General features: G+C 61.7%; 18 protein-coding genes and 1 pseudogene. 7 read left to right on the top strand and 12 right to left on the bottom strand.

The genetic code is table 11. The features are described 5' to 3' along the window. Window positions 1–81: 81 nt before the first annotated feature. The 4 genes from PspCFBP13508_RS24145 to PspCFBP13508_RS24130 are packed head-to-tail and all read right to left on the bottom strand — an operon-like array spanning window position 82 to window position 2,356. Window positions 82–639: a DUF4136 domain-containing protein gene (locus PspCFBP13508_RS24145; protein WP_137215894.1), complete on the bottom strand. Its 558-nt coding sequence runs from the start codon at window positions 637–639 to the stop codon at window positions 82–84. A gap of 41 nt (window positions 640–680) precedes the next feature. Beyond that, complete coding sequence (locus PspCFBP13508_RS24140) at window positions 681–1,292, bottom strand: DUF4136 domain-containing protein (RefSeq protein ID WP_137215893.1); 612 nt, start codon at window positions 1,290–1,292, stop codon at window positions 681–683. A gap of 12 nt (window positions 1,293–1,304) precedes the next feature. Continuing rightward, a complete protein-coding gene (locus PspCFBP13508_RS24135; RefSeq protein ID WP_137215892.1) occupies window positions 1,305–2,054 on the bottom strand; it encodes a methyltransferase in 750 nt (249 codons plus the stop codon). After that, the gene (locus PspCFBP13508_RS24130) at window positions 2,054–2,356 is read right to left on the bottom strand and encodes a MazG-like family protein (RefSeq protein ID WP_016771852.1); all 303 of its coding nucleotides are present in this window, start codon (window positions 2,354–2,356) and stop codon (window positions 2,054–2,056) included. The genes PspCFBP13508_RS24135 and PspCFBP13508_RS24130 overlap by 1 nt, the downstream gene beginning before the upstream one ends. 245 nt (window positions 2,357–2,601) lie before the next feature. On the opposite strand from PspCFBP13508_RS24130, the gene PspCFBP13508_RS24125 reads away from it, so the two are divergent. Further along, the gene (locus PspCFBP13508_RS24125; protein WP_016771853.1) at window positions 2,602–2,895 is read left to right on the top strand and encodes a hypothetical protein; all 294 of its coding nucleotides are present in this window, start codon (window positions 2,602–2,604) and stop codon (window positions 2,893–2,895) included. 235 nt (window positions 2,896–3,130) lie between these two features. After that, on the top strand, window positions 3,131–4,480 hold the full coding sequence (locus tag PspCFBP13508_RS24120; protein WP_137215891.1) for an MATE family efflux transporter: 1,350 nt from the start codon (window positions 3,131–3,133) through the stop codon (window positions 4,478–4,480). A gap of 9 nt (window positions 4,481–4,489) precedes the next feature. On the opposite strand, the gene PspCFBP13508_RS24115 is transcribed toward PspCFBP13508_RS24120, so the two are convergent. From PspCFBP13508_RS24115 to PspCFBP13508_RS24080, 8 genes and pseudogenes are all read right to left on the bottom strand, one after another. Beyond that, complete coding sequence (locus PspCFBP13508_RS24115; RefSeq protein WP_137215890.1) at window positions 4,490–5,281, bottom strand: DUF4123 domain-containing protein; 792 nt, start codon at window positions 5,279–5,281, stop codon at window positions 4,490–4,492. Next, on the bottom strand, window positions 5,278–6,624 hold the full coding sequence (locus PspCFBP13508_RS24110) for a contractile injection system protein, VgrG/Pvc8 family (RefSeq protein WP_137215889.1): 1,347 nt from the start codon (window positions 6,622–6,624) through the stop codon (window positions 5,278–5,280). Before PspCFBP13508_RS24110 ends, PspCFBP13508_RS24115 begins: the two co-directional genes overlap by 4 nt. Window positions 6,625–6,857: 233 nt before the next feature. Continuing rightward, window positions 6,858–8,771 (bottom strand): arginine decarboxylase, encoded by a 1,914-nt coding sequence (gene speA / locus PspCFBP13508_RS24105; RefSeq protein ID WP_016771856.1) that lies wholly within the window; start codon window positions 8,769–8,771, stop codon window positions 6,858–6,860. Window positions 8,772–8,991: 220 nt separating this feature from the next. Next, on the bottom strand, window positions 8,992–9,363 hold the full coding sequence (locus PspCFBP13508_RS24100; protein ID WP_007951016.1) for a translation initiation factor Sui1: 372 nt from the start codon (window positions 9,361–9,363) through the stop codon (window positions 8,992–8,994). A gap of 214 nt (window positions 9,364–9,577) precedes the next feature. Next, complete coding sequence (locus PspCFBP13508_RS24095) at window positions 9,578–10,135, bottom strand: NUDIX hydrolase (protein ID WP_130910584.1); 558 nt, start codon at window positions 10,133–10,135, stop codon at window positions 9,578–9,580. A 3-nt stretch (window positions 10,136–10,138) separates the two neighbouring features. Then, window positions 10,139–11,206: a DUF2333 family protein gene (locus PspCFBP13508_RS24090; RefSeq protein ID WP_016771859.1), complete on the bottom strand. Its 1,068-nt coding sequence runs from the start codon at window positions 11,204–11,206 to the stop codon at window positions 10,139–10,141. 138 nt (window positions 11,207–11,344) lie between these two features. Beyond that, on the bottom strand, window positions 11,345–11,680 hold the full coding sequence (locus tag PspCFBP13508_RS24085; protein ID WP_178084509.1) for a hypothetical protein: 336 nt from the start codon (window positions 11,678–11,680) through the stop codon (window positions 11,345–11,347). A 59-nt stretch (window positions 11,681–11,739) separates the two neighbouring features. After that, window positions 11,740–12,090, bottom strand: a pseudogene (locus tag PspCFBP13508_RS24080) (hypothetical protein); the annotation flags it as partial. Between the two features lie 324 nt (window positions 12,091–12,414). Here PspCFBP13508_RS24080 and gcbA point away from each other — a divergent pair. The 5 genes from gcbA (at window position 12,415) to accC (ending at window position 18,636) form a co-directional block, all read left to right on the top strand. After that, a complete protein-coding gene (gcbA, locus tag PspCFBP13508_RS24075) occupies window positions 12,415–14,085 on the top strand; it encodes a diguanylate cyclase GcbA (RefSeq protein WP_137215888.1) in 1,671 nt (556 codons plus the stop codon). A 51-nt stretch (window positions 14,086–14,136) separates the two neighbouring features. After that, window positions 14,137–16,083, top strand: coding sequence for a methyl-accepting chemotaxis protein (locus tag PspCFBP13508_RS24070; protein WP_137215887.1), 1,947 nt, complete (start codon window positions 14,137–14,139; stop codon window positions 16,081–16,083). Between the two features lie 241 nt (window positions 16,084–16,324). Then, window positions 16,325–16,780: a type II 3-dehydroquinate dehydratase gene (gene aroQ, locus PspCFBP13508_RS24065; RefSeq protein ID WP_016771861.1), complete on the top strand. Its 456-nt coding sequence runs from the start codon at window positions 16,325–16,327 to the stop codon at window positions 16,778–16,780. A gap of 24 nt (window positions 16,781–16,804) precedes the next feature. Next, a complete protein-coding gene (gene accB / locus PspCFBP13508_RS24060) occupies window positions 16,805–17,263 on the top strand; it encodes an acetyl-CoA carboxylase biotin carboxyl carrier protein (RefSeq protein ID WP_016771862.1) in 459 nt (152 codons plus the stop codon). Between the two features lie 17 nt (window positions 17,264–17,280). Further along, entirely contained in the window at window positions 17,281–18,636 is a 1,356-nt protein-coding gene (gene accC / locus PspCFBP13508_RS24055) for an acetyl-CoA carboxylase biotin carboxylase subunit (protein ID WP_024011424.1), read from the top strand. Window positions 18,637–18,672: the final 36 nt, after the last annotated feature.

Raw genomic sequence — 18,672 nt, 5'->3', positions numbered from 1 at the left:
AGCGTCGTGCCAGAGGATTCAATGCTGAATGACACGGCCTTGGCGAGCAGGCTCGCTCCCACAGGAACGGTTCAGAGCGGTTCAACGCGGTGGATAGTTCGCCAGAATCCTTGCAACGGTCTCGCGAATGGCATTGCTGCGATCGGCCGGATTGGGTCGGCTGCTGAGCATTTGTTCATCGCTGCCACGCCAGACCAGTTTGCCGTCCTTGCCGTCGAGCAGGTCGATCTGAATGGTCGCGACCTTGTAGGTGATGTTGCGCGTTTCGTTGTACATCGGCGCGCCCCAGTAACCGTTCCACGGGCCGCCCCAACCGCCGCCGTAATTGGTTGTCACTTGCTGCTGCCGGTCCTCGACGATCAGGTAGGTCTGCACGTTCAGATCACCTTTGCCAGCGCCGGCAGCCGGGCGCAAACCGCGCTGATCGAGTTGATCGGACACCGCCTGGCGGATGCGCTGTTCGGTCAGGTCGCTTTTGATGCGCGGGTCATCGGGGCGATATTGCAGGGCCGGGTCTTTCCAGCTCCAGCTGCGATAGGCGGCGAAGTCGCGACTGGCGTCGAAGTCGTGGTTGACCTGGTTGGCAGCGCAGGCACTGAGGAGCGCGGCCACAGCGAGTAGAGCGAGACGGCGGAACATGATTTTTCTCCGGGTGAAGACATGAACCTGCTGACACGACGTCAGCTGGGAGGATACGCCGCCATGGCTTTTTCCACAGCCTCGCGGATCGCGTCGGCGCGTTCGATCTGATTGCCCTGGGTGCCGGTTTCGGCGCTGGCGCTCCACACCGGCTGACCATTTCCGGCATCGAACAGATCGACCCGCACCACCACGACCTGCTCCTGATAAGTGCGCATGACCGGCACGCTGTTGTACATGCCGTAACCGCGACCATACCGATCATAGCCGCCGTAACCACCGTAGTAGCCGTAGTCGTCGCGAACCTGGCGCAAACGGGTTTCCAGACGCAGGTCGGCGCTGACCAGCAGGTCGGCCGGGCGGTTGTCGCGCATCGGCCGCAAGCCGCGCTGGTCGAGGGCATTGCTGACCGCCTCGGCCACTTGCGCCGAGTCGGCCCACGCCGTCCCCTGTGGTAATTGGCCGTTGAGCCAGGCCCAATTGCGATAGCGCCCGTAATCACGCGGCGGCGCCGGATAGGCGCTGCGGTCGAAGGTGGTGGCGGCTTGCGGCGGTGCCGGCGGCAAGGGCCGCGACTGGGCCACGTAGGGGTTGCTGCCTTGGCAAGCGGCCAACCCCAGACTCATCAGCAATAACCCGCATCGAGCTTTCATGTCGCGCTCCGCTCAGATCGGCCGGCAGATCCAGTGCAAGTAACGCCCAAGCCCGGCGAAGCCTGGGTGACGACGGTGCGCGAGTTCCATTTCCAGCAAGTCCGCCAGTTCGGCGCGGGCCTGGAATTCCACCGGCATGTAATCGTGAAATACCCGTACGCCGCTCTGACTTTCGACCTGCCACATTCCGGCGAGTTGCGTTGCCAATTCCCGTGGGTCGAGGGGCTGTTGCGGGGTCAGGCTCTGCTTTTCGCCGGCCGTGACGTTCTTGCGCATTTTCTTGAAATGGCCCTTGAGCAGATTGCGATAAATCAGCGCGTCACGGTTGTAGAACGCCAGCGACAGCCAGCCGCCGGGCTTGGTCAGTTGATGCAGCACCGGCAGGATCGCGTGGGGTTCGGCAAGCCATTCCAGCACCGCGTGGCAGATGACCAGATCGTAGGGCTCGGTAAGCTGGCCGAGCAGTTCCTGCCACGGCGCCTGAATGAATGTCGCGGTGTGTCCGGCTTCGGCAAAACGCTGGCGCGCGCCTTCAAGCATCGGTTCGGCCGGCTCGGTGAAGGTGACGTCATGGCCGCGCTCGGCCAGCCACAGCGACATGTGCCCAAGGCCCCCGCCGATATCCAGCACGCGCAGCGGACGATCCGGCAAAGCCTCGGTCAGATCGGCCTGCAATACCGCGAGGCGAATCGCGCCTTTCGCGCCGCCGTAGATTTTTTCGGCGAAGCGCGTGGCCAACTGATCGAAATGACGGTCGCTCATCAGCTGAACCGCCGTTCGCTGTCGGCGAGCTTGGCGCGCACCACTTCATTCATGTCCAGACCCAACTCGCTGCACAGCAGCAACAGATACAGGACGATGTCGCCGACTTCCTGGCCGGCATGCGCGAGTTTGTCCGCCGGCAACTGGCGCGACTGGTCTTCCGTCAGCCACTGGAAGATCTCCACCAGCTCGGCCATTTCGACGCTGGCGGCCATGGCGAGGTTTTTCGGGCTGTGAAATTGCCGCCAGTCATTGCGGTCGCGAATGGCGTGCAGGCGTTCGGTCAGTTCAACAAGGTTCATCGGGCTCTCCTGAAGACGCATAGCTTCGGGGGGATGCGGGCTGAAGGCAAGCAGCGCAGATGATCTATTGTGGGAGCGAGCCTGCTCGCGAAGGCGGTGGATCATCCAGACCGGATTTGCCTGACACGCCCCCTTCGCGAGCAGGCTCGCTCCCACACAGGATCCGGGCAAACCTTCTATCATGCAGGGAACTCGGCCACCCTCGGCGTGGCCCAAGGCACAGCTCTTTCATCAGGGATGCACACATGCGTGTAGAAAGCTTTTTCGAATGGCTCGGCCAGGCACTCGGTTCGGTCATCCGTTTTATCGTCGATGGCCTCAGCGGCCTGTTCAATATGCTCAGCAATGCCGGCAGCAACTTTGTCGACGGCCTGGCGCAGACGCTGGGGATGGACACCTCGATCATCAGCATCATCGCCCTGATCGTTGGCCTGATGCTGCTGTGGTCAGCGATTCGGGCGTTCATGAACGCGTCGATCATTGCCGGGATCATCTGGTTGCTGCTGGGGTTGTGGTTGTTGAGCTGGATTATTCACTAGCGCTTCAAAAGCCCCTCACCCTAACCCTCTCCCGGAGGGAGAGGGGACTGACCGCGCTGCTTGGACATTCTCCGCCGACTTTGGCATATCGAGTCGAACTCGGGTTTGAAAAGCATGAAGATCTGCTCCCTTTCCCCCTCGCCCCCTTGGGGGAGAGGGCTGGGGTGAGGGGGTGATTTTGAAACCACTGCAATTCTCAGACTCGCTACAATCCTCGCTCCCCCAAGGAGCCTGCATGTCCTCTCTGATTACCGACTGGCGCGACCGCCCGACTCACCGCAAGGTCTGGGCACTCGCCGCGCCGATGATTCTTTCCAATATTTCCGTGCCGCTGGTGGCGCTGGTCGACAGCACTGTCATCGGCCATCTGCCGCACGCCCATCAATTGGGAGCGGTGGCGGTCGGCGCCAGTCTGTACACGTTTCTCGCCTGGGCGATGGGTTTTCTGCGCATGGGCACCACCGGTTTTGCCGCCCAGGCTGCCGGGCGCAGCGATGGCGCGGCGTTGCGGCAGATTCTGTTGCAGGGGCTGCTGCTGGCGCTGGGCCTGGCTGTCGTGCTCGGCTGTCTCGGTGTGCCGCTCAGCGGCGTTGCGCTGCATTTCATGCAGCCGTCGGTGGAACTGGAACAACTGACCCGGGAGTTTTTCCACACGCGCCTGTTCGGCCTGCCCGCAGCGCTGGCGACCTATGCGCTGGTCGGCTGGTTCCTCGGCACGCAGAACGCGCGGGCGCCGCTGGCGATTCTGCTAAGCACCAACCTGATCAACATCTTCCTCAATCTGTGGTTTGTCATCGGCCTGAACTGGGGCGTGGTTGGCTCGGCACGCGCTTCGGTAATCGCCGAATGGAGCGGCGCCCTGCTCGGCCTGTGGCTGACGCGCACGGCGTTACGCGCCTATCCGGGGCAGATCATCTGGTCGGCGCTGAAAATCTGGCAGAGCTGGCGCCCGCTGCTGGCGGTCAACCGTGACATCTTCATCCGCAGCCTCGCCCTGCAATCGGTGTTTTTCCTGATCACCGTGCAAGGCGCGCGGCTCGGCGATGCGACCGTTGCAGCGAATGCGCTGCTGCTCAACGGCCTGCTGCTGACGGCCCATGCCCTCGATGGCCTGGCACACGCCGTTGAAGCGTTGTGCGGGCATGCCATCGGCGCGCGGGATCGCCTGGCCTTGCGTCGATCGCTGGTGGTGGCGGGCGGCTGGTCGCTGATCGCCAGCCTCGGGTTCGCCGTGCTGTTTCTGCTCGCGGGGCACCTGTTCATCGAGATGCAGACCGATATCCAGAGCGTGCGCGACACGGCGTTCGTCTATCTGCCCTACCTAGCCGTGCTGCCGTTGATTGCGGTCGGGAGCTACCTGCTCGACGGTTTGTTCATCGGCGCCACCCGCGCGCGGGAAATGCGCAACGGCATGCTGCTGACGGTGCTGCTGTTGCTGCCATTCGCCTGGTTCTTGCAGGCCTTGGGTAATCACGGCCTGTGGATATCTTTTCTGCTGTTCATGGTCTTGCGCAGCGTGACCCTAGGCGCGCAAGCCCTGTGGCTGAAACGCAGCGATGGCTGGTTCAGCGGCAAGGCTCACTGACGGCGTCAATCACTCCGCCGCGCCCCACTGCCGACGCAGAAAGTCGAGCCGTTCCGGCTGGGTCAGACCGGCCGGCGGCACGACCAGCACCGCGCGCGGATTGAGCAGGCGCAGCCACAGCCAGCCATCCAGCACGGCGCGATCACTGAAACCCAGTGCCAGGCCTTGTTGCACATGCACAGAAATCGTCTGGTAATCGACGCTCAGGGACTGGCACCAGCGCCAGATATGTTGCTCCAGCAGACAGGTTTGCAGGCGTTCGCGCTGGCGCCGGGTCAGGCTTTCTTCGATGCCCAGCGGTTCGACGAGCAGGCCGGGATTGCGCAGCTGTTGCCAGCCCTGACTGCCGATGGCGCGGTCGGCCCAGGTGCCGCCAAACCAGCGCAACTGACGGATCGGACCGAGCCAGCGGCTCAGTTGCGTGGCGTCACAGGCATCGAAGAAGTAGCTGGCGGTCTGGCGGTTGTAATAGCTGAGCAAGGCCCGGTGATTCAAACCGAACGAGACGGTAAGCATGCGCTGCAAGTGGCTGAGCAGCTGCTGCGCCGGTATCTCGCAGCTCAGCAACAGGCCGCGCCAGGTGTCCGGATCGCGCAGACACAGGGCGGTCAATGCCGGGCTCTCGCGCAAATCGACGAGAACCGGTCCGTGCTCACTGACCGGTTGAAATTCGGTGCCGTCGAACAACCGGTGACGCTGCACATCGGCGAAGCCCTGGCGCAAGGTCAGCAGGGCGCGTGCCGCGTCCGGGGTATCGAGCAACAGCCATTGCGCCATCGGCTCAAGCGCCGCGCCGCTCATCGTGCGCTGCTCTGATCGAGCGCGGTGAGCAGCCGGCAACTGCACACGGACTCGGCGCAATGGTTGAAACTGCCACCGCCCGGCATCAGGCACAGCAGCAGCAACGGCTCGCCAGACTGCAACAGTTGCAGCAGGCCATCACTGACCAGCGGCTCGGGCAGCGGTGACGGCGGGTCATCCTCGATCGCATCCTCTGCCAGCGCCGGGGGTTGCAGAACGCCACTGACCATTGGCTGATCAGGATCGCCTTCAAGGAAACTCACCACGACCTCCACGCCATCGGCCAGCGCCGCCGAAGGCAAATCGTTCAGGGTCGGCGCGAGCGGCAGCCAGCAATGGCTGGGCGCTGCGCCCTCGCCTTGATAGAGCCAGTCGAATTGCACCGCCACCGGCCGCGAGCGATCAGGTTGCGCTTCGTCGACCGAAACCACCCAGGCACGCTGCAGGCTGTGCATGCGTTGCTTGGGTTGCGTCTCGGCAGGCGCACAGGCTGGCAAGCGCGTGGCCGCGAACAGGCGATTGCCATAGGGCGGCTCGAGAGATTGATCGCCACGGTGTTCGATGCGGGTCAGCAACCATGGGCGGTTGCATTCGATGAAGGGATGGTCGTCCAGCGGCAACCACTGACCACTGCGCAAGGCGGGCAGATCACTGTGTCCTTCGGCATTCGCTCCTCGCCGGTCGGCCTGTGAATCTTCGTGCAGTTGCCATTGGCGTACGGCCGGTGCGACGCAATCGCCCTGCTGTTCGGTTTCATAACGCGCCACCTCTGCCTGCGGCAACCGCGTCGGATCGTCGCCGAACACCAGGCAGTGCCTGTCGGGGTGATGTTCGAAGTAATAGTGAATGCGTGCCTCTGCGCACAGGCGCTGGAGCAGTTGCATATCGGACTCGCGATATTGCGTGCAGAAGGTGCGGGGCGGGTAGTCGCTGTGCAGCTCGTAACGTCGTTGCAGGCCGACAATGCCATGTTCGCGCAGCACCTGTTCGATGATCTGCGGCACAGAGCGGCCGCTGAAAATGCGCTGGCTCAAACGCAGATCAAGGCAGCCGAGCTTCGGCGCGAGACGCACTCGACTCAAGCGCAGGCCAAGGCTGTGCTCATGCTGGACAAGGCTGTGCAATTGCCCGTGCACACCCTGGCCGGGCGGGCCGAAGCACAGGAACGCAGAACGATGCAGCAGGCCGGCAAGATCCAGATGCGGATCGTCGATCACCACATCGATCTCGAAGGCGAAGGGTTCGCTGAGCGCTTCCCTTCCGGTAAAGGCGAGAACTTCGAAGGGGTCGGACAGGCCCGCTACATCGAGACGAAACGACGGCTCGTTGACTGGATCGAACATGGGCGGATCTCTACAGGAGGGGCGGCCGGGGATTCTCGCCGAGAGGCATGGCCGAGTAGAGAGGCGAAGTACAACTTAGGAAATGACCTACGCGAAAAGCAGACCAGAGGAGTTTGCTGACCGTGACAGCACAGGTTTTCGTGAAAAATTCAGGAGATGTCCCACCGGGTTGTCCGATTTTTCCACAGCTTGCGGAAAAAAATCAGACAACCCGGCCGGAACGCTATCGAGTCTCAGGAAGACAGATAGGAAGAGCGGGTCAAGCCCAGACGCAAGGCATCGAGGAACTGCGTGCGCTCGCTGGCACTGATGCGGGCACTGGCGCACTTGTCGCGGTAGTGGGTCATCAGTTCTTCCGGCGACAAGTGCACATAACGCAGCATGTCTTCGATGGTGTCGTGGGTCTCAATACCGGCGTGGTACACGCTGCCATCGGCGTTCTGGTAGATGTTCACCGAGTCGGTGTCACCGAACAGGTTGTGCATGTCGCCGAGGATTTCCTGATAGGCGCCGACCAGGAACACGCCCAGCAGGTAATCTTCGCCTTCATTCAACGCGTGCACCGGCAGGCTGGTTTCGATGCTCTGCTCGTCGACGTACTGGTTGATCTTGCCGTCGGAGTCGCAGGTCAGATCCTGCAGCACCGCGCGGCGCAGCGGCTCTTCGTCGAGGCGATGCAGCGGGATGATCGGCAACACCTGATCGATCGCCCAGGTGTCCGGCAGGCTCTGGAATACCGAGAAGTTGCAGATGTACTTGTCGGCCAGCTTGTCGTTGAGTTCGTCGAGCACCTGGCGGTGCGAACGCTGACGCGCCTTCAGCGAGTTGTGCAGGCGACGGCACACGGCGAAGTAGCATTGCTCGGCCAGGGCTTTTTCCGCCAGGGTCAGCTTGCCGTCGGCGTACTGCGCGGCGACGTCGCTCATGTAGTGGGTGGCGCGCCAGTAGGTTTCGGTGACCATTTCGATGTCGGTCGGGCCGAGCAGATCGACCAGCCACTGCACGGTTTCCGGCAGGCTTTCCTTGTTCTCGATCAGCGGAATTTCGTCGTTGTGTTTCTCGACGTCGGTGACCTGCACCACCAGCATTGCGTGGTGCGCGGTCAGCGAACGGCCGCTTTCGGAGAAGATGTGCGGATGCGGCAGGCTCTGCGCGTCGCAGAATTCCTTGAGCATGCCGACCACGACACCGGCGTAATCGTCCATGTCGTAGTTGATCGAACTGGCGTTGCGCGAGTGGGTGCCGTCGTAGTCGACACCGAGGCCGCCGCCGACGTCGATGTGATCGACCGGCAGACCGAGGTTGCGCAATTCGCCGTAGTAACGGATCGCTTCCTTGAAGCCGTGCTGGTAGTCAGCCAGGTTGGCGATCTGCGAACCCATGTGGAAGTGCAGCAGGCGGATACCCTGATCCAGACCGGCGCCACGGAAGCGCTCGACCACCGACAGCAGTTGCGCCGCCGACAGACCGAATTTGGACTTCTCGCCACCGGTGTCCGCCCATTTCGACGAGGCCAGCGACGACAGGCGCACGCGCAGACCCACCTGCGGCTTGACCTTCAGCGAGGCGGCTTCTTCGATCACCAGGCCGACTTCGGATTCTTTCTCGATGACGATGAACACGTTGTGGCCGAGCTTCTGGCCCATCAGCGCCAAACGGATGAATTCGCGGTCCTTGTAACCGTTGCAGACGATGGTGCCGCCCTTCGGCGCCAGCGCCAGCACGGCCAGCAGCTCAGGCTTGGAGCCGGCCTCCAGACCGATGGAGACGTTCTGGGTGGCGATGATGTTCTCGATCACCGCTTCCTGCTGGTTGACCTTGATCGGGTACAGCGCGGTGTACTTGCTCTGGTATTCCAGGCGCTCGATGTTGGAATCGAAAGCGCCGGTCAACTGACGGACACGGTCTTGCAGGATGTCGGGGAAACGTACCAGCAGCGGCAAGGACAAACCGCTCTTGCGCAGTTGGTCGACTTGTTCGAACAGGTCGATGGGCGAGCTGCTCGGGCCGTTCGGACGTACTTCGACGCGACCGGCTTCATTGATCGCGAAATACCCGGCCCCCCAATGGCGAATCCCGTAAACGCTGCGGCTGTCCGCAACTGTCCATTGGCTGCCATCGTCTTTACGTGTGCGTCGTACGGACATCGAAGTCCCCTATAAAGAAGTCAGAGTGCGTCGCCTGAAGTGCAGGCCGGCGCAGTCTAAAGAATGAAAATGACGGTTCGTCAGTGCGGCGGTAGACCGCACTGACTGCGTGGAGTTTAGAAACCGGTCATGAACAGGCTCTGTGAAAACCATGGCGACGACGCCGGATCCGAGAACACTCGAAGCCGGATCAAGCCGCCGGAGGGTTTCACAGAGGCTGCTAGCCGCCGGACTTCTTCGCTTTGAAACCGTGCTTGACCAGCTCTGCCAAGAGTAGCTCGACGTGATCGCCCTGGATTTCGATGATGCCGTCCTTCAACGCCCCGCCGGTGCCACAACGTTTCTTCAACGTCGTCGCCAGCTCCTTGAGCGCGTCTTCGGCCAGGGGCACGCCGGTGATGGTGGTCACCGTCTTGCCGCCACGCCCTTTGCTTTCGCGACGCACGCGGGCAATGCCGTCACCGGCCGGGATCACGGTTTGTTTGCAGATACAGGCGTCTACCGGTTTGCTGCATTCCGGGCAATGACGACCTGCGTCGGTAGAAAATACCAGGCCGCCCAGGGCGGCGAAGGATGCGGCTTTCTTGGCCACCGGCAATCCTCTCGGGAGGACAAAGACTGATCGCAACCTTGGGCAAGGTCAGCGACCGCGAAGCCCCACTCAGGCAGGGGCAGCGCTACTGCATCGGAAACTTTGAACGCTGGACTGAATCTGCAGGCCAACCTCAAGCTATCCGGTGCAGTTTGAAAAGGTCGCGCAGTGTAACGGCAAAAATCGCGATTGCTAAGTGCCAATCGGCGCCAATTCATGTGTTCTTTGCGACGTCGCTTTGCTGCGCCTTGAGATAGCGCTTCAGCGCGGCCAGAGAGTCCGGGCAATAAGGCTTTTCGCTGATTTCGCGCATGACCTGTTCGACGGGGATGAATCGCGCTTCGAGGACTTCTTCCGGCTGCAGTTTCAGCGGCCCGTCCCACACGGCGGAAAACGCCGAACACCACAGGCGGTTGCCGGTGTCTTCGAAGTAGAAGTGATCGTGAGCGGTGAGTTCGACGCCGCTGACGCCCAACTCTTCCGCAAGCTCGCGCGCCGCCGACTCGGCGTAGCTTTCGTCAGCCTGGACCATGCCGCCTGCGGCAACATCCCAGTAACCGGGGTAAATCGCCTTGCTCAACGTGCGCCGGTGCACGCACAGCTCACCGGCGGAATTGAACAGCATGATGTAGGTGCCACGGCCAATCAGCCCGCGCTCGCGCAAATCGGAGCGCACCAGCGCGCCGAGCAGGTTGTCCTGCTCGTCGACCCAGGCGATCTGTTCGGCGTCCGAGGCGGCGCGATGGGCCGCCTCTCTTGTACTCTGGCTCACGTATCAGCCCTGATTGAGCAGTTGACGCAAGTCGATCACCGCAGCGTTGGCCCGGGAAATGTAGTTGGCCATGACCAGCGAGTGGTTGGCCAATACGCCGAAACCGCTGCCATTGAGGATCATCGGGCTCCACACCGGCTCTTGCGAAGCCTCCAGTTCACGGATGATCTGGCGCACGCTGACGGTGGCGTTCTTCTTCGCCAGCACATCGGCGAAGTCGACTTCGATGGCGCGCAGCAGATGCGACAGCGCCCAGGCCTGACCGCGCGCTTCGTAGAACACGTTGTCGATCTGCATCCACGGGGTTTCCACGACTTCTTCGTCAACCTGCGGCACTTCGCCGACCGCCGGAACTTCGGTCTTCAGCGCAGTATTGAGCTTGACCCGACCGACACTGGCCGACAGGCGTTGCGACAGCGAACCGAGACGGGTGCCGACATCGCCCAGCCAGTTGTTGAGGTTGTCGGCGCGCGCGTAGAACAGCGCGTTTTTCTGATTCGGATCAGACAAGCGCGACTGATAGCGGCTCAGGGAGTTGATGCCTTCCTGGTATTCCGACTCGCTGGACGGCAGCACCCAGCTCTTGTTGTCGAAGTTGAAGCGCGGTTCGGCCTTGGCCAGATCGGCGTCTTCGGCGGACTGCGATTGCGAACGGGCGAAATCCTTGCGCAGGGCGCGGGTCAGGTCACGCACCTGCACCAGCACGCCGTATTCCCAGCTCGGCGTGTTGTCCATCCACAGGCCCGGCGGGAAACGATCATTGGAAATGTAACCGCCCGGCTTGTTGAGCAAGGTGCCGGCAACGGTCTTCAGGGTTTCGACCGTGGTGTAGCCGACCACCATTTGCTTGCCTTCTTTCTCGGCAGCGACCTGGGCGTTCTGCGCCACCGGAAACAGCTCCGGTTCCTGGCTCCAGTACCAGCCCAGCGCGATGGTGACCAGCAAATACAGACCGACCACTGTGGCCAGCGCCCGGCTGAACAGCAGCCCGCCGACATAGCTGCGAGTGGCCGACTTGGGCTCGGCGGCACGTTCAGGCGCGCTGCCCGCGCGGTTTTTCCAGTCCAGCATGGCGATATCCTTTCAATCACTTGGGTTCAACGGTTCGACCACAACCATACAACAACGTGCCAAGGCCGGGCACCCGCTATCGCGGCACTGGCGCAAAACAAGCGAAGGACGTCGCGAACGAAAGGATAGACGCAGGTTTCAGACGTTGAAGATGCGCAGCGAAAGCTGCCGCACTTGGTCGTCGGTAAACAGATGTGCAATGCCTTGGGCGTCAGTTCGACGCTGACTGGGTATTCCATCGATCGTGGCGATGTAGGCCTGCGCAGGCAAAGGCTCGCCGGTCACGCTGTCGACCAGACGAAAGATTCGCGCGGTGCGGGTGGGCTGGTCGGGAGGATTGTTCATCAGCTCGAGCACGGCCTGTTGGAACACCGCTTCGGCGCCCTGCCAGTAGCCGTAGTCGGCTTCGGCTTTGATCAGGCACCATTCACCCTGTTTGATATGCGCCAGGACTTCGCTGTCCAGATTGATCATCAAGCCTGCGCGCAGCTGGTCCAGCCCTTCGAGCGGTCCCGCTGCTGCCCTATGAGATCGACAGTGTTTGAAGCATGCAGCAATCCACAACCGACCTGTTTTGAGGCAAACGCCGCTAAACCTGCCCATTGAAAACGAGAATCCTGCAACCACAATCGGGCATAGGCCGCATTAATTACCTGATTACGCTCCACAGGATCGGCAATCAGAACGCCGTCTGGCGCAACGATATTTTCGGCTTCGCGCTGATAGATACGCCATAGACCAGTGCAGGTCAGCACTGGCACCTCTGTCACTTGCACCCGCTCGCCATACAACAACTCTTCGCCGCAGGCGCAGTCGTCGATGGGCGTGATGTTGTGATTGAGGCGCTGGGCATCACTGCCGAGTTCGGTGAAACATTGGCTCATGGCGGATGGACGGCAACTAGGGGAATCCCTGAACCGTACCAGCCAACCGGGCCGGTGAAAGCGCGCAGAAGAAAAATCAGAAAGCGCTGTCAGACGCCGCCCATCAAGGCGGGTGAAATGTCGACAGCGCTGGCAGGATTGCTCGCAAAACCCCAGCATGCGGGCACTTGGCCAAAATCGGATACAAAAACAAAACCACCCGGTCAGAAACTGAATCGTGTCGTCCAGCAGATTATTGACGTACGACACTCGTCTAAGGGAAAAGAGGTGCTAGCATAGAGCCACCAGTCGATCTCAGCATGCACCCTAACTAGTAGTCAGGATATGACCGAGCCAGAAGACCCCAGCCGTGAGCGTCTCAAGCACCACTTTGCCCAGCGGGTAATTCATCAGGCACGTCAGATTCTTGAGATATGGCAGCGCCTGCAACGCAGTGAGTGGTCCTCCGTCGATCTCGCCGAGCTGAGCGAGGCGAATCTGCGCCTGCTGCGTTTTGCCGAGCGCTTCGAACAGCCGGAACACACTCAGTTGGCGCATCACATCAGCCAGTCGCTGCAAGCGGTGGATGCCAACCGTGGGCGCCTCAGCAGCGGCCTGATCACCGATCTCAATCGTTTGATGCAGCGTCTGTCACGCACTGGCCTGCGCCATGGTGACCAACTCGATCAGACCTTCCTGCCGCCGCTGCGCAAGCCGATCTACGTGATGCTGCAGGATCACGACCGCGCCGAGCGCCTGGCCAAGCAGCTGGAATTTTTCGGTTTGAGCGCGCAGGCGCTGGACAGTGTCGCGGCGTTTCGCTCGTCGATGGTCGAGCGCTTGCCCGCGGCGATTGTCATGGACGTGGATTTCAGTGGCCCCGGCATCGGCCTGAAACTCGCCGCCGAAGCTCAGGTCGGCCTCGAAGAACCCCTGCCGCTGCTGTTCTTCAGCCTGCACGAAACCGACACCCCGACCCGCCTCGCCGCCGTGCGCGCCGGTGGCCAGGAATTCCTCACCGGCACGCTCGAAGCCTCGAGCCTGCTGGAAAAAATCGAAGTGCTGACCTGCGTCGCCCAGTACGAGCCTTATAAAGTGCTGATCATCGACGACTCGCGCGCCCAGGCCTTGCACACCGAGCGCCTGCTCAACAGCGCCGGGATTGTCACCCGCACCCTGATCGAACCGATTCAGGCAATGGCCGAGCTGGCGGATTTCCAGCCGGACCTGATCATCCTCGACATGTACATGCCGGCCTGCACCGGCACCGAGCTGGCCAAAGTCATCCGCCACAACGACCGCTACGTCAGCGTGCCGATCATTTACCTGTCGGCCGAGGACGATCTGGACAAACAGCTCGATGCGATGAGCGAGGGCGGCGATGACTTCTTGACCAAGCCGATCAAGCCGCGGCACCTGATCACCACCGTGCGCAATCGCGCCGCTCGGGCGCGCAATCTGAAAGCGCGGATGGTCCGCGACAGTCTTACCGGCCTGTACAACCACACGCACATCCTGCAATTGCTCGAAGATTGCTCGTTCCGTGCGCGCCGCGAGAACAAGCCGCTGAGCTTTGCCATGCTCGACATCGATCACTTCAAACGGGTCAACGACAGCCACGGCCACCCGATGGGCGACCGGGTGATCAAGAGCCTGGCGCTGTTTCTCAAACAGCGTTTGCGCAAGACCGATTTCATTGGCCGTTACGGCGGCGAAGAATTCGCCATCGTCATGCCCGATACCGATATCGACGCCGCGCACAAAGTCCTCGACGAAATTCGTCAGCGCTTTGCCGAGATTCATTACCCTGCGCAGCCGCAGGACCTGTGGTGCACGTTCAGCGCCGGCGTGGTGGAAATGTGCGATGACTCCGACAGCCTGATGATGGCTAGCCAGGCCGACGAGGCGCTGTACCGCGCCAAGGGTGCCGGACGCAATCGGGTGCAGACCGCGCGGCAGTCAAAGCAAAGTGCCACTTTTTCATCGGAATCCACTGATTCGGTCATAACCCTGTAATAGAACAGCAATAAATTCAGGCGCTTACCATTTCTGCCGTTGGTAGCCGTCATGCGCCTGAAGTTGCTCACCAATCTCAACACTCTGCTGTTGGTCGCCGTCTGCGTGGCCCTTGGCGCCACGCTGTGGTGGTCGCAAAAAGCCCTCGAACGCCCCTATCTGTTGATGGAGCGTTACCTGGGGCTGTCCCAACAATTTCAGAATGAAGTGGCGCGCAACGTTGAGGATTACCTCGCCAGCGGTGACGCGCTGCGCCTGAGCAGTGCCGCTCAGGCCATCGACAGCGTGCACAAGCAACTGGGTGAGCTGCCCCCGACGCTGGCCGACACCGTGCAGCCAAGCCTGTCGAGCCTTGATGAATTCAGCAAAACCGACCTGCTCGCCGCCGGCAAACTGGCCGGCGATCCGCAGGCGCTGCTGTTGCAGGCCGAACGCGAACTCAGCGCCAGCCTCGACCAGCTCAACACCTACGCCAGTGGCAACGCCGCCTACCTCGCACCACTGCTCGCCGCATCGCAGCATCTGGGCAAACTGTCGCTGGCGCGGGACAAACTGGTGAGCAGCGGGCGCAGTGAACTGGCGGCCGATGTCGAGCGCGAAGTGAGCAACATGCGCGCCCAGGCCGAAGCCATCGATGCCCTGCCCTTGCTCGGTGTGGTCGCCAGCAACGAATCGAGCAGTGACGCTTTCGCCGCGCTGATGGGCATCGAAAACGCCGACAAAGCCGCCGCAGAGGATGCCGGGGTCGGGCTCAAGCGCGAACTGAACAGCTTGCTCGGCCGCTATCCGGCAGAACTGGCGCGCACCCGCGAGCAGATCCAGAAACGCGCCGATCTCAGCGCCGCCACCCACGAAAAAATCGCCAGCGTGCAACACGCCATCGCCGGCCTCGAACCCGTAGTACGCGCGCAGCACGGGCAGATCCAGGGCGAAGTGCGCCTGATGCAAGGTGTGATGATTGGCCTGATTCTGCTGATCGCCCTGCTCATCGATACCTTGCAGCGGCGCCTGGCCCGCACCCTGACCAACCTCGCCCCGGCGCTGTCGACCTGGGCCGAGGGCGATTTCAGTCGCGACATTCAATTGGGCAAGACCAATCGTGAACTGCACGACATAGAAGCGTCGCTCAATCGCTTGCGCGCTTATCTGGTGGATCTGGTCGGCACGATTCGCGGTAACGCCGAGCAGGTCGCAGGCAGCAGCCGCACCCTCGCCGAACTGAGCAATGACCTGCACAGCGGCGCCGAGCATCAGGCCGGTGACACTGCGCTGATTCGCGATTCGCTGGGAGAACTCGAGGCGACGATTCAGCAAGTGGCCGGCGATGCCCGGCAGGCTGCGGACGCCAGCCGTCATGCCGGACTGGCCGTCGAGCAAGGGCAGGCTGTAATCGGCCAGAGCCTGACCGGACTGCATGCGCTGGTCGGTGAGGTTCAAGGCAATGCGCAGATGATCGAACATCTGGCAGAAGAATCAGCAACCATCGGCGGCGTGCTGACAGTGATTCGTTCGATTGCTGACCAGACCAATCTGCTCGCCCTGAACGCCGCGATCGAGGCGGCCCGCGCTGGAGAGATGGGCCGTGGTTTTGCCGTGGTCGCCGAGGAAGTGCGCTCGCTGGCACAACGCACCGCCGGGGCCACGGCAGAAATCCAGACACTGATCGCCGGCCTGCAGACCGCCGCGCGGCAATCGGTCGAAGGCATGCGCGCGCAGGTTGAACACGCCGAAGCCACGGCCAGTCAGGCGCAAGCGGCCGACGGTGCATTGGACAAGATCGTCGGCGCGATCCAGACCATCGCCGACACCGCCGTGCGCATCGCCGATGTCACGGCGCAGCAAAGTGGCGCGGTCAGCGAAATCCGCGATCACAGCGAGCGCATTCATCAATTGGGTGGGGACAACCTGCTGCGCATCGGCCAAGGGCGCGAACAGGGCGAGAACCTGTTGGTTCTCGGCGGCCAATTGCATACGGCCGTTCAGGCCTTCCGCGTCTGACATACCACCTTCGCGAGCAGGCTCGCTCCCACTTTGGAATGCATACCCCTGTGGGAGCGAGCCTGCTCGCGAAGGCGGCGGCCCTGTCATTACAAGTGACCGGATCCTGATCCTTGGTCACAAATTTCGCGCAAACATCGCCCATCGTGCCGGCTATTGCATGGAACTGGACAGTCATAAAGGCTTTGCGGCATAGTCGCCGGGTTCTGACGACTGCTCATTGATAACAAGGACAACGCAGATGGCGACGCTACTGGTGCTGCATGGCCCCAACCTGAACCTGCTCGGCACCCGGGAACCGGGGACCTACGGGTCGACGACCCTGGCGCAGATCAATCAGGATCTGGAGCGGCGCGCCCGCGAAGCCGGCCATCATCTGCTGCATCTGCAAAGCAATGCCGAGTACGAATTGATCGATCGCATCCACGCTGCGCGCGGTGAAGGCGTGGACTTCATTCTGATCAATCCGGCGGCTTTTACGCACACAAGTGTCGCATTACGTGACGCGCTGCTGGGAGTGAGCATCCCATTCATCGAAGTGCATTTGTCCAACGTGCACAAGCGCGAACCTTTCCGCCATCACTCCTACTTCTCCGATGTAGCGGTAGGAGTGATCTGCGGCCTTGGCGCCAGCGGTTACCGACTGGCCCTGGAGGCCGCACTAGAGCAGCTTGAACACCAAGCTATACGCCCCTGACCGACCCTTGGGAGTTGATGATTCATGGATATCCGTAAAGTTAAGAAACTGATCGAATTGCTGGAAGAGTCCGGCATCGACGAGCTCGAGATCAAGGAAGGCGAAGAGTCCGTACGCATCAGCCGCCACAGCAAGACCCCGGCGCAGCAGTATTACGCGCCAGCCCCGATGCAGGCTCCGGCCGCCGCCCCTGCTGCCGCGCCAGTCGCTGCCGCTGCTCCGGCTGCCGCTGCTGCACCGGCGCTGAACGGCACCGTTGCCCGTTCGCCGATGGTCGGCACCTTCTACCGTAAATCTTCGCCAACCTCGCCAGCCTTCGTTGAAGTCGGCCAGACCGTGAAGAAAGGCGACACCCTGTGCATCGTCGAAGCCATGAAGATGATGAACCACATCGAAGCTGAAACCAGCGGTGTGATCGAATCCATCCTCGTCGAAGACGGCCAGCCGGTTGAGTACGACCAACCGCTGTTCACCATCGTTTGAACCGCGGAGAGCCTTTGATGACTGCGAAGTTGGAAAAAGTTCTGATCGCTAACCGCGGTGAGATCGCCCTGCGGATTCTGCGTGCCTGCAAAGAGATGGGCATCAAGACCGTCGCCGTTTACTCCAAGGCCGACAAAGAGCTGATGCACCTGGGTCTGGCAGACGAATCCGTCTGCATCGGCCCGGCGTCCGCCGCTCAGTCTTACCTGCACATCCCGGCCATCATCGCTGCTGCTGAAGTGACCGGCGCTACCGCCATTCACCCAGGCTACGGTTTCCTCGCGGAAAACGCCGATTTTGCCGAGCAGGTCGAGAACTCCGGCTTCGCCTTCATCGGCCCGAAAGCCGACACCATCCGCCTGATGGGCGACAAGGTATCGGCCAAGCACGCGATGATCGAAGCAGGCGTACCGACCGTTCCAGGTTCCGACGGCCCGCTGCCGGAAGACGAAGAAACGGCGCTGCGCATCGGTCGTGAAGTCGGCTACCCGGTGATCATCAAGGCCGCCGGTGGCGGTGGTGGTCGTGGCATGCGCGTGGTGCACAAGGAAGAAGACCTGATCGCCTCGGCGAAACTGACCCGCTCCGAAGCAGGTGCGGCGTTCGGCAACCCGATGGTCTATCTGGAAAAATTCCTCACCAACCCGCGCCACGTCGAAGTGCAGGTACTGTCCGACGGCCAGGGCCACGCCATCCACCTGGGCGACCGCGACTGCTCGCTGCAGCGTCGGCACCAGAAGGTTCTCGAAGAAGCGCCGGCACCGGGCATCGACGAGAAGGCGCGCCAGGAAGTATTGGCTCGCTGCGTCAAGGCGTGCATCGACATCGGCTACCGTGGTGCTGGTACTTTCGAGTTCCTCTACGAAAACGGTCGTTTTTACTTCATCGAAATGAACACCCGTGTTCAGGTGGAGCACCCGGTTTCGGAGATGGTCACCGGTATCGACATCGTCAAGGAGATGCTCAGCATCGCCGCCGGCAACAAGCTGTCGTTCACTCAGGATGACGTGGTCATTCGTGGTCACTCGCTGGAGTGCCGGATCAACGCTGAAGATCCGAAGACCTTCATGCCGAGCCCGGGCACGGTCAAGCATTTCCACGCTCCAGGCGGCAACGGCGTTCGCGTCGATTCGCACCTGTACAGCGGTTATGCCGTGCCACCGAACTACGACTCGCTGATCGGCAAGCTGATCACTTACGGCGCAACCCGCGACGAAGCCATGGCACGCATGCGCAATGCCCTGGACGAAATCGTGGTCGACGGGATCAAGACCAACATCCCGCTGCACCGTGACCTGGTTCGTGACGAAGGCTTCTGCAAGGGTGGTGTGAACATTCACTACCTCGAGCACAAGCTGGCCAAGCAGTCGTAAGACTGATCCGGCGTGGAAAAACCCGATCCCCGAGGA

It is taken from the genome of Pseudomonas sp. CFBP13508, from assembly GCF_005233515.1.
Lineage (GTDB): Bacteria > Pseudomonadota > Gammaproteobacteria > Pseudomonadales > Pseudomonadaceae > Aquipseudomonas > Aquipseudomonas mercuritolerans.
The sequence above is the reverse complement of the archived record's forward strand: the minus strand, read 5'-3'. Positions and strand labels throughout refer to the sequence as shown.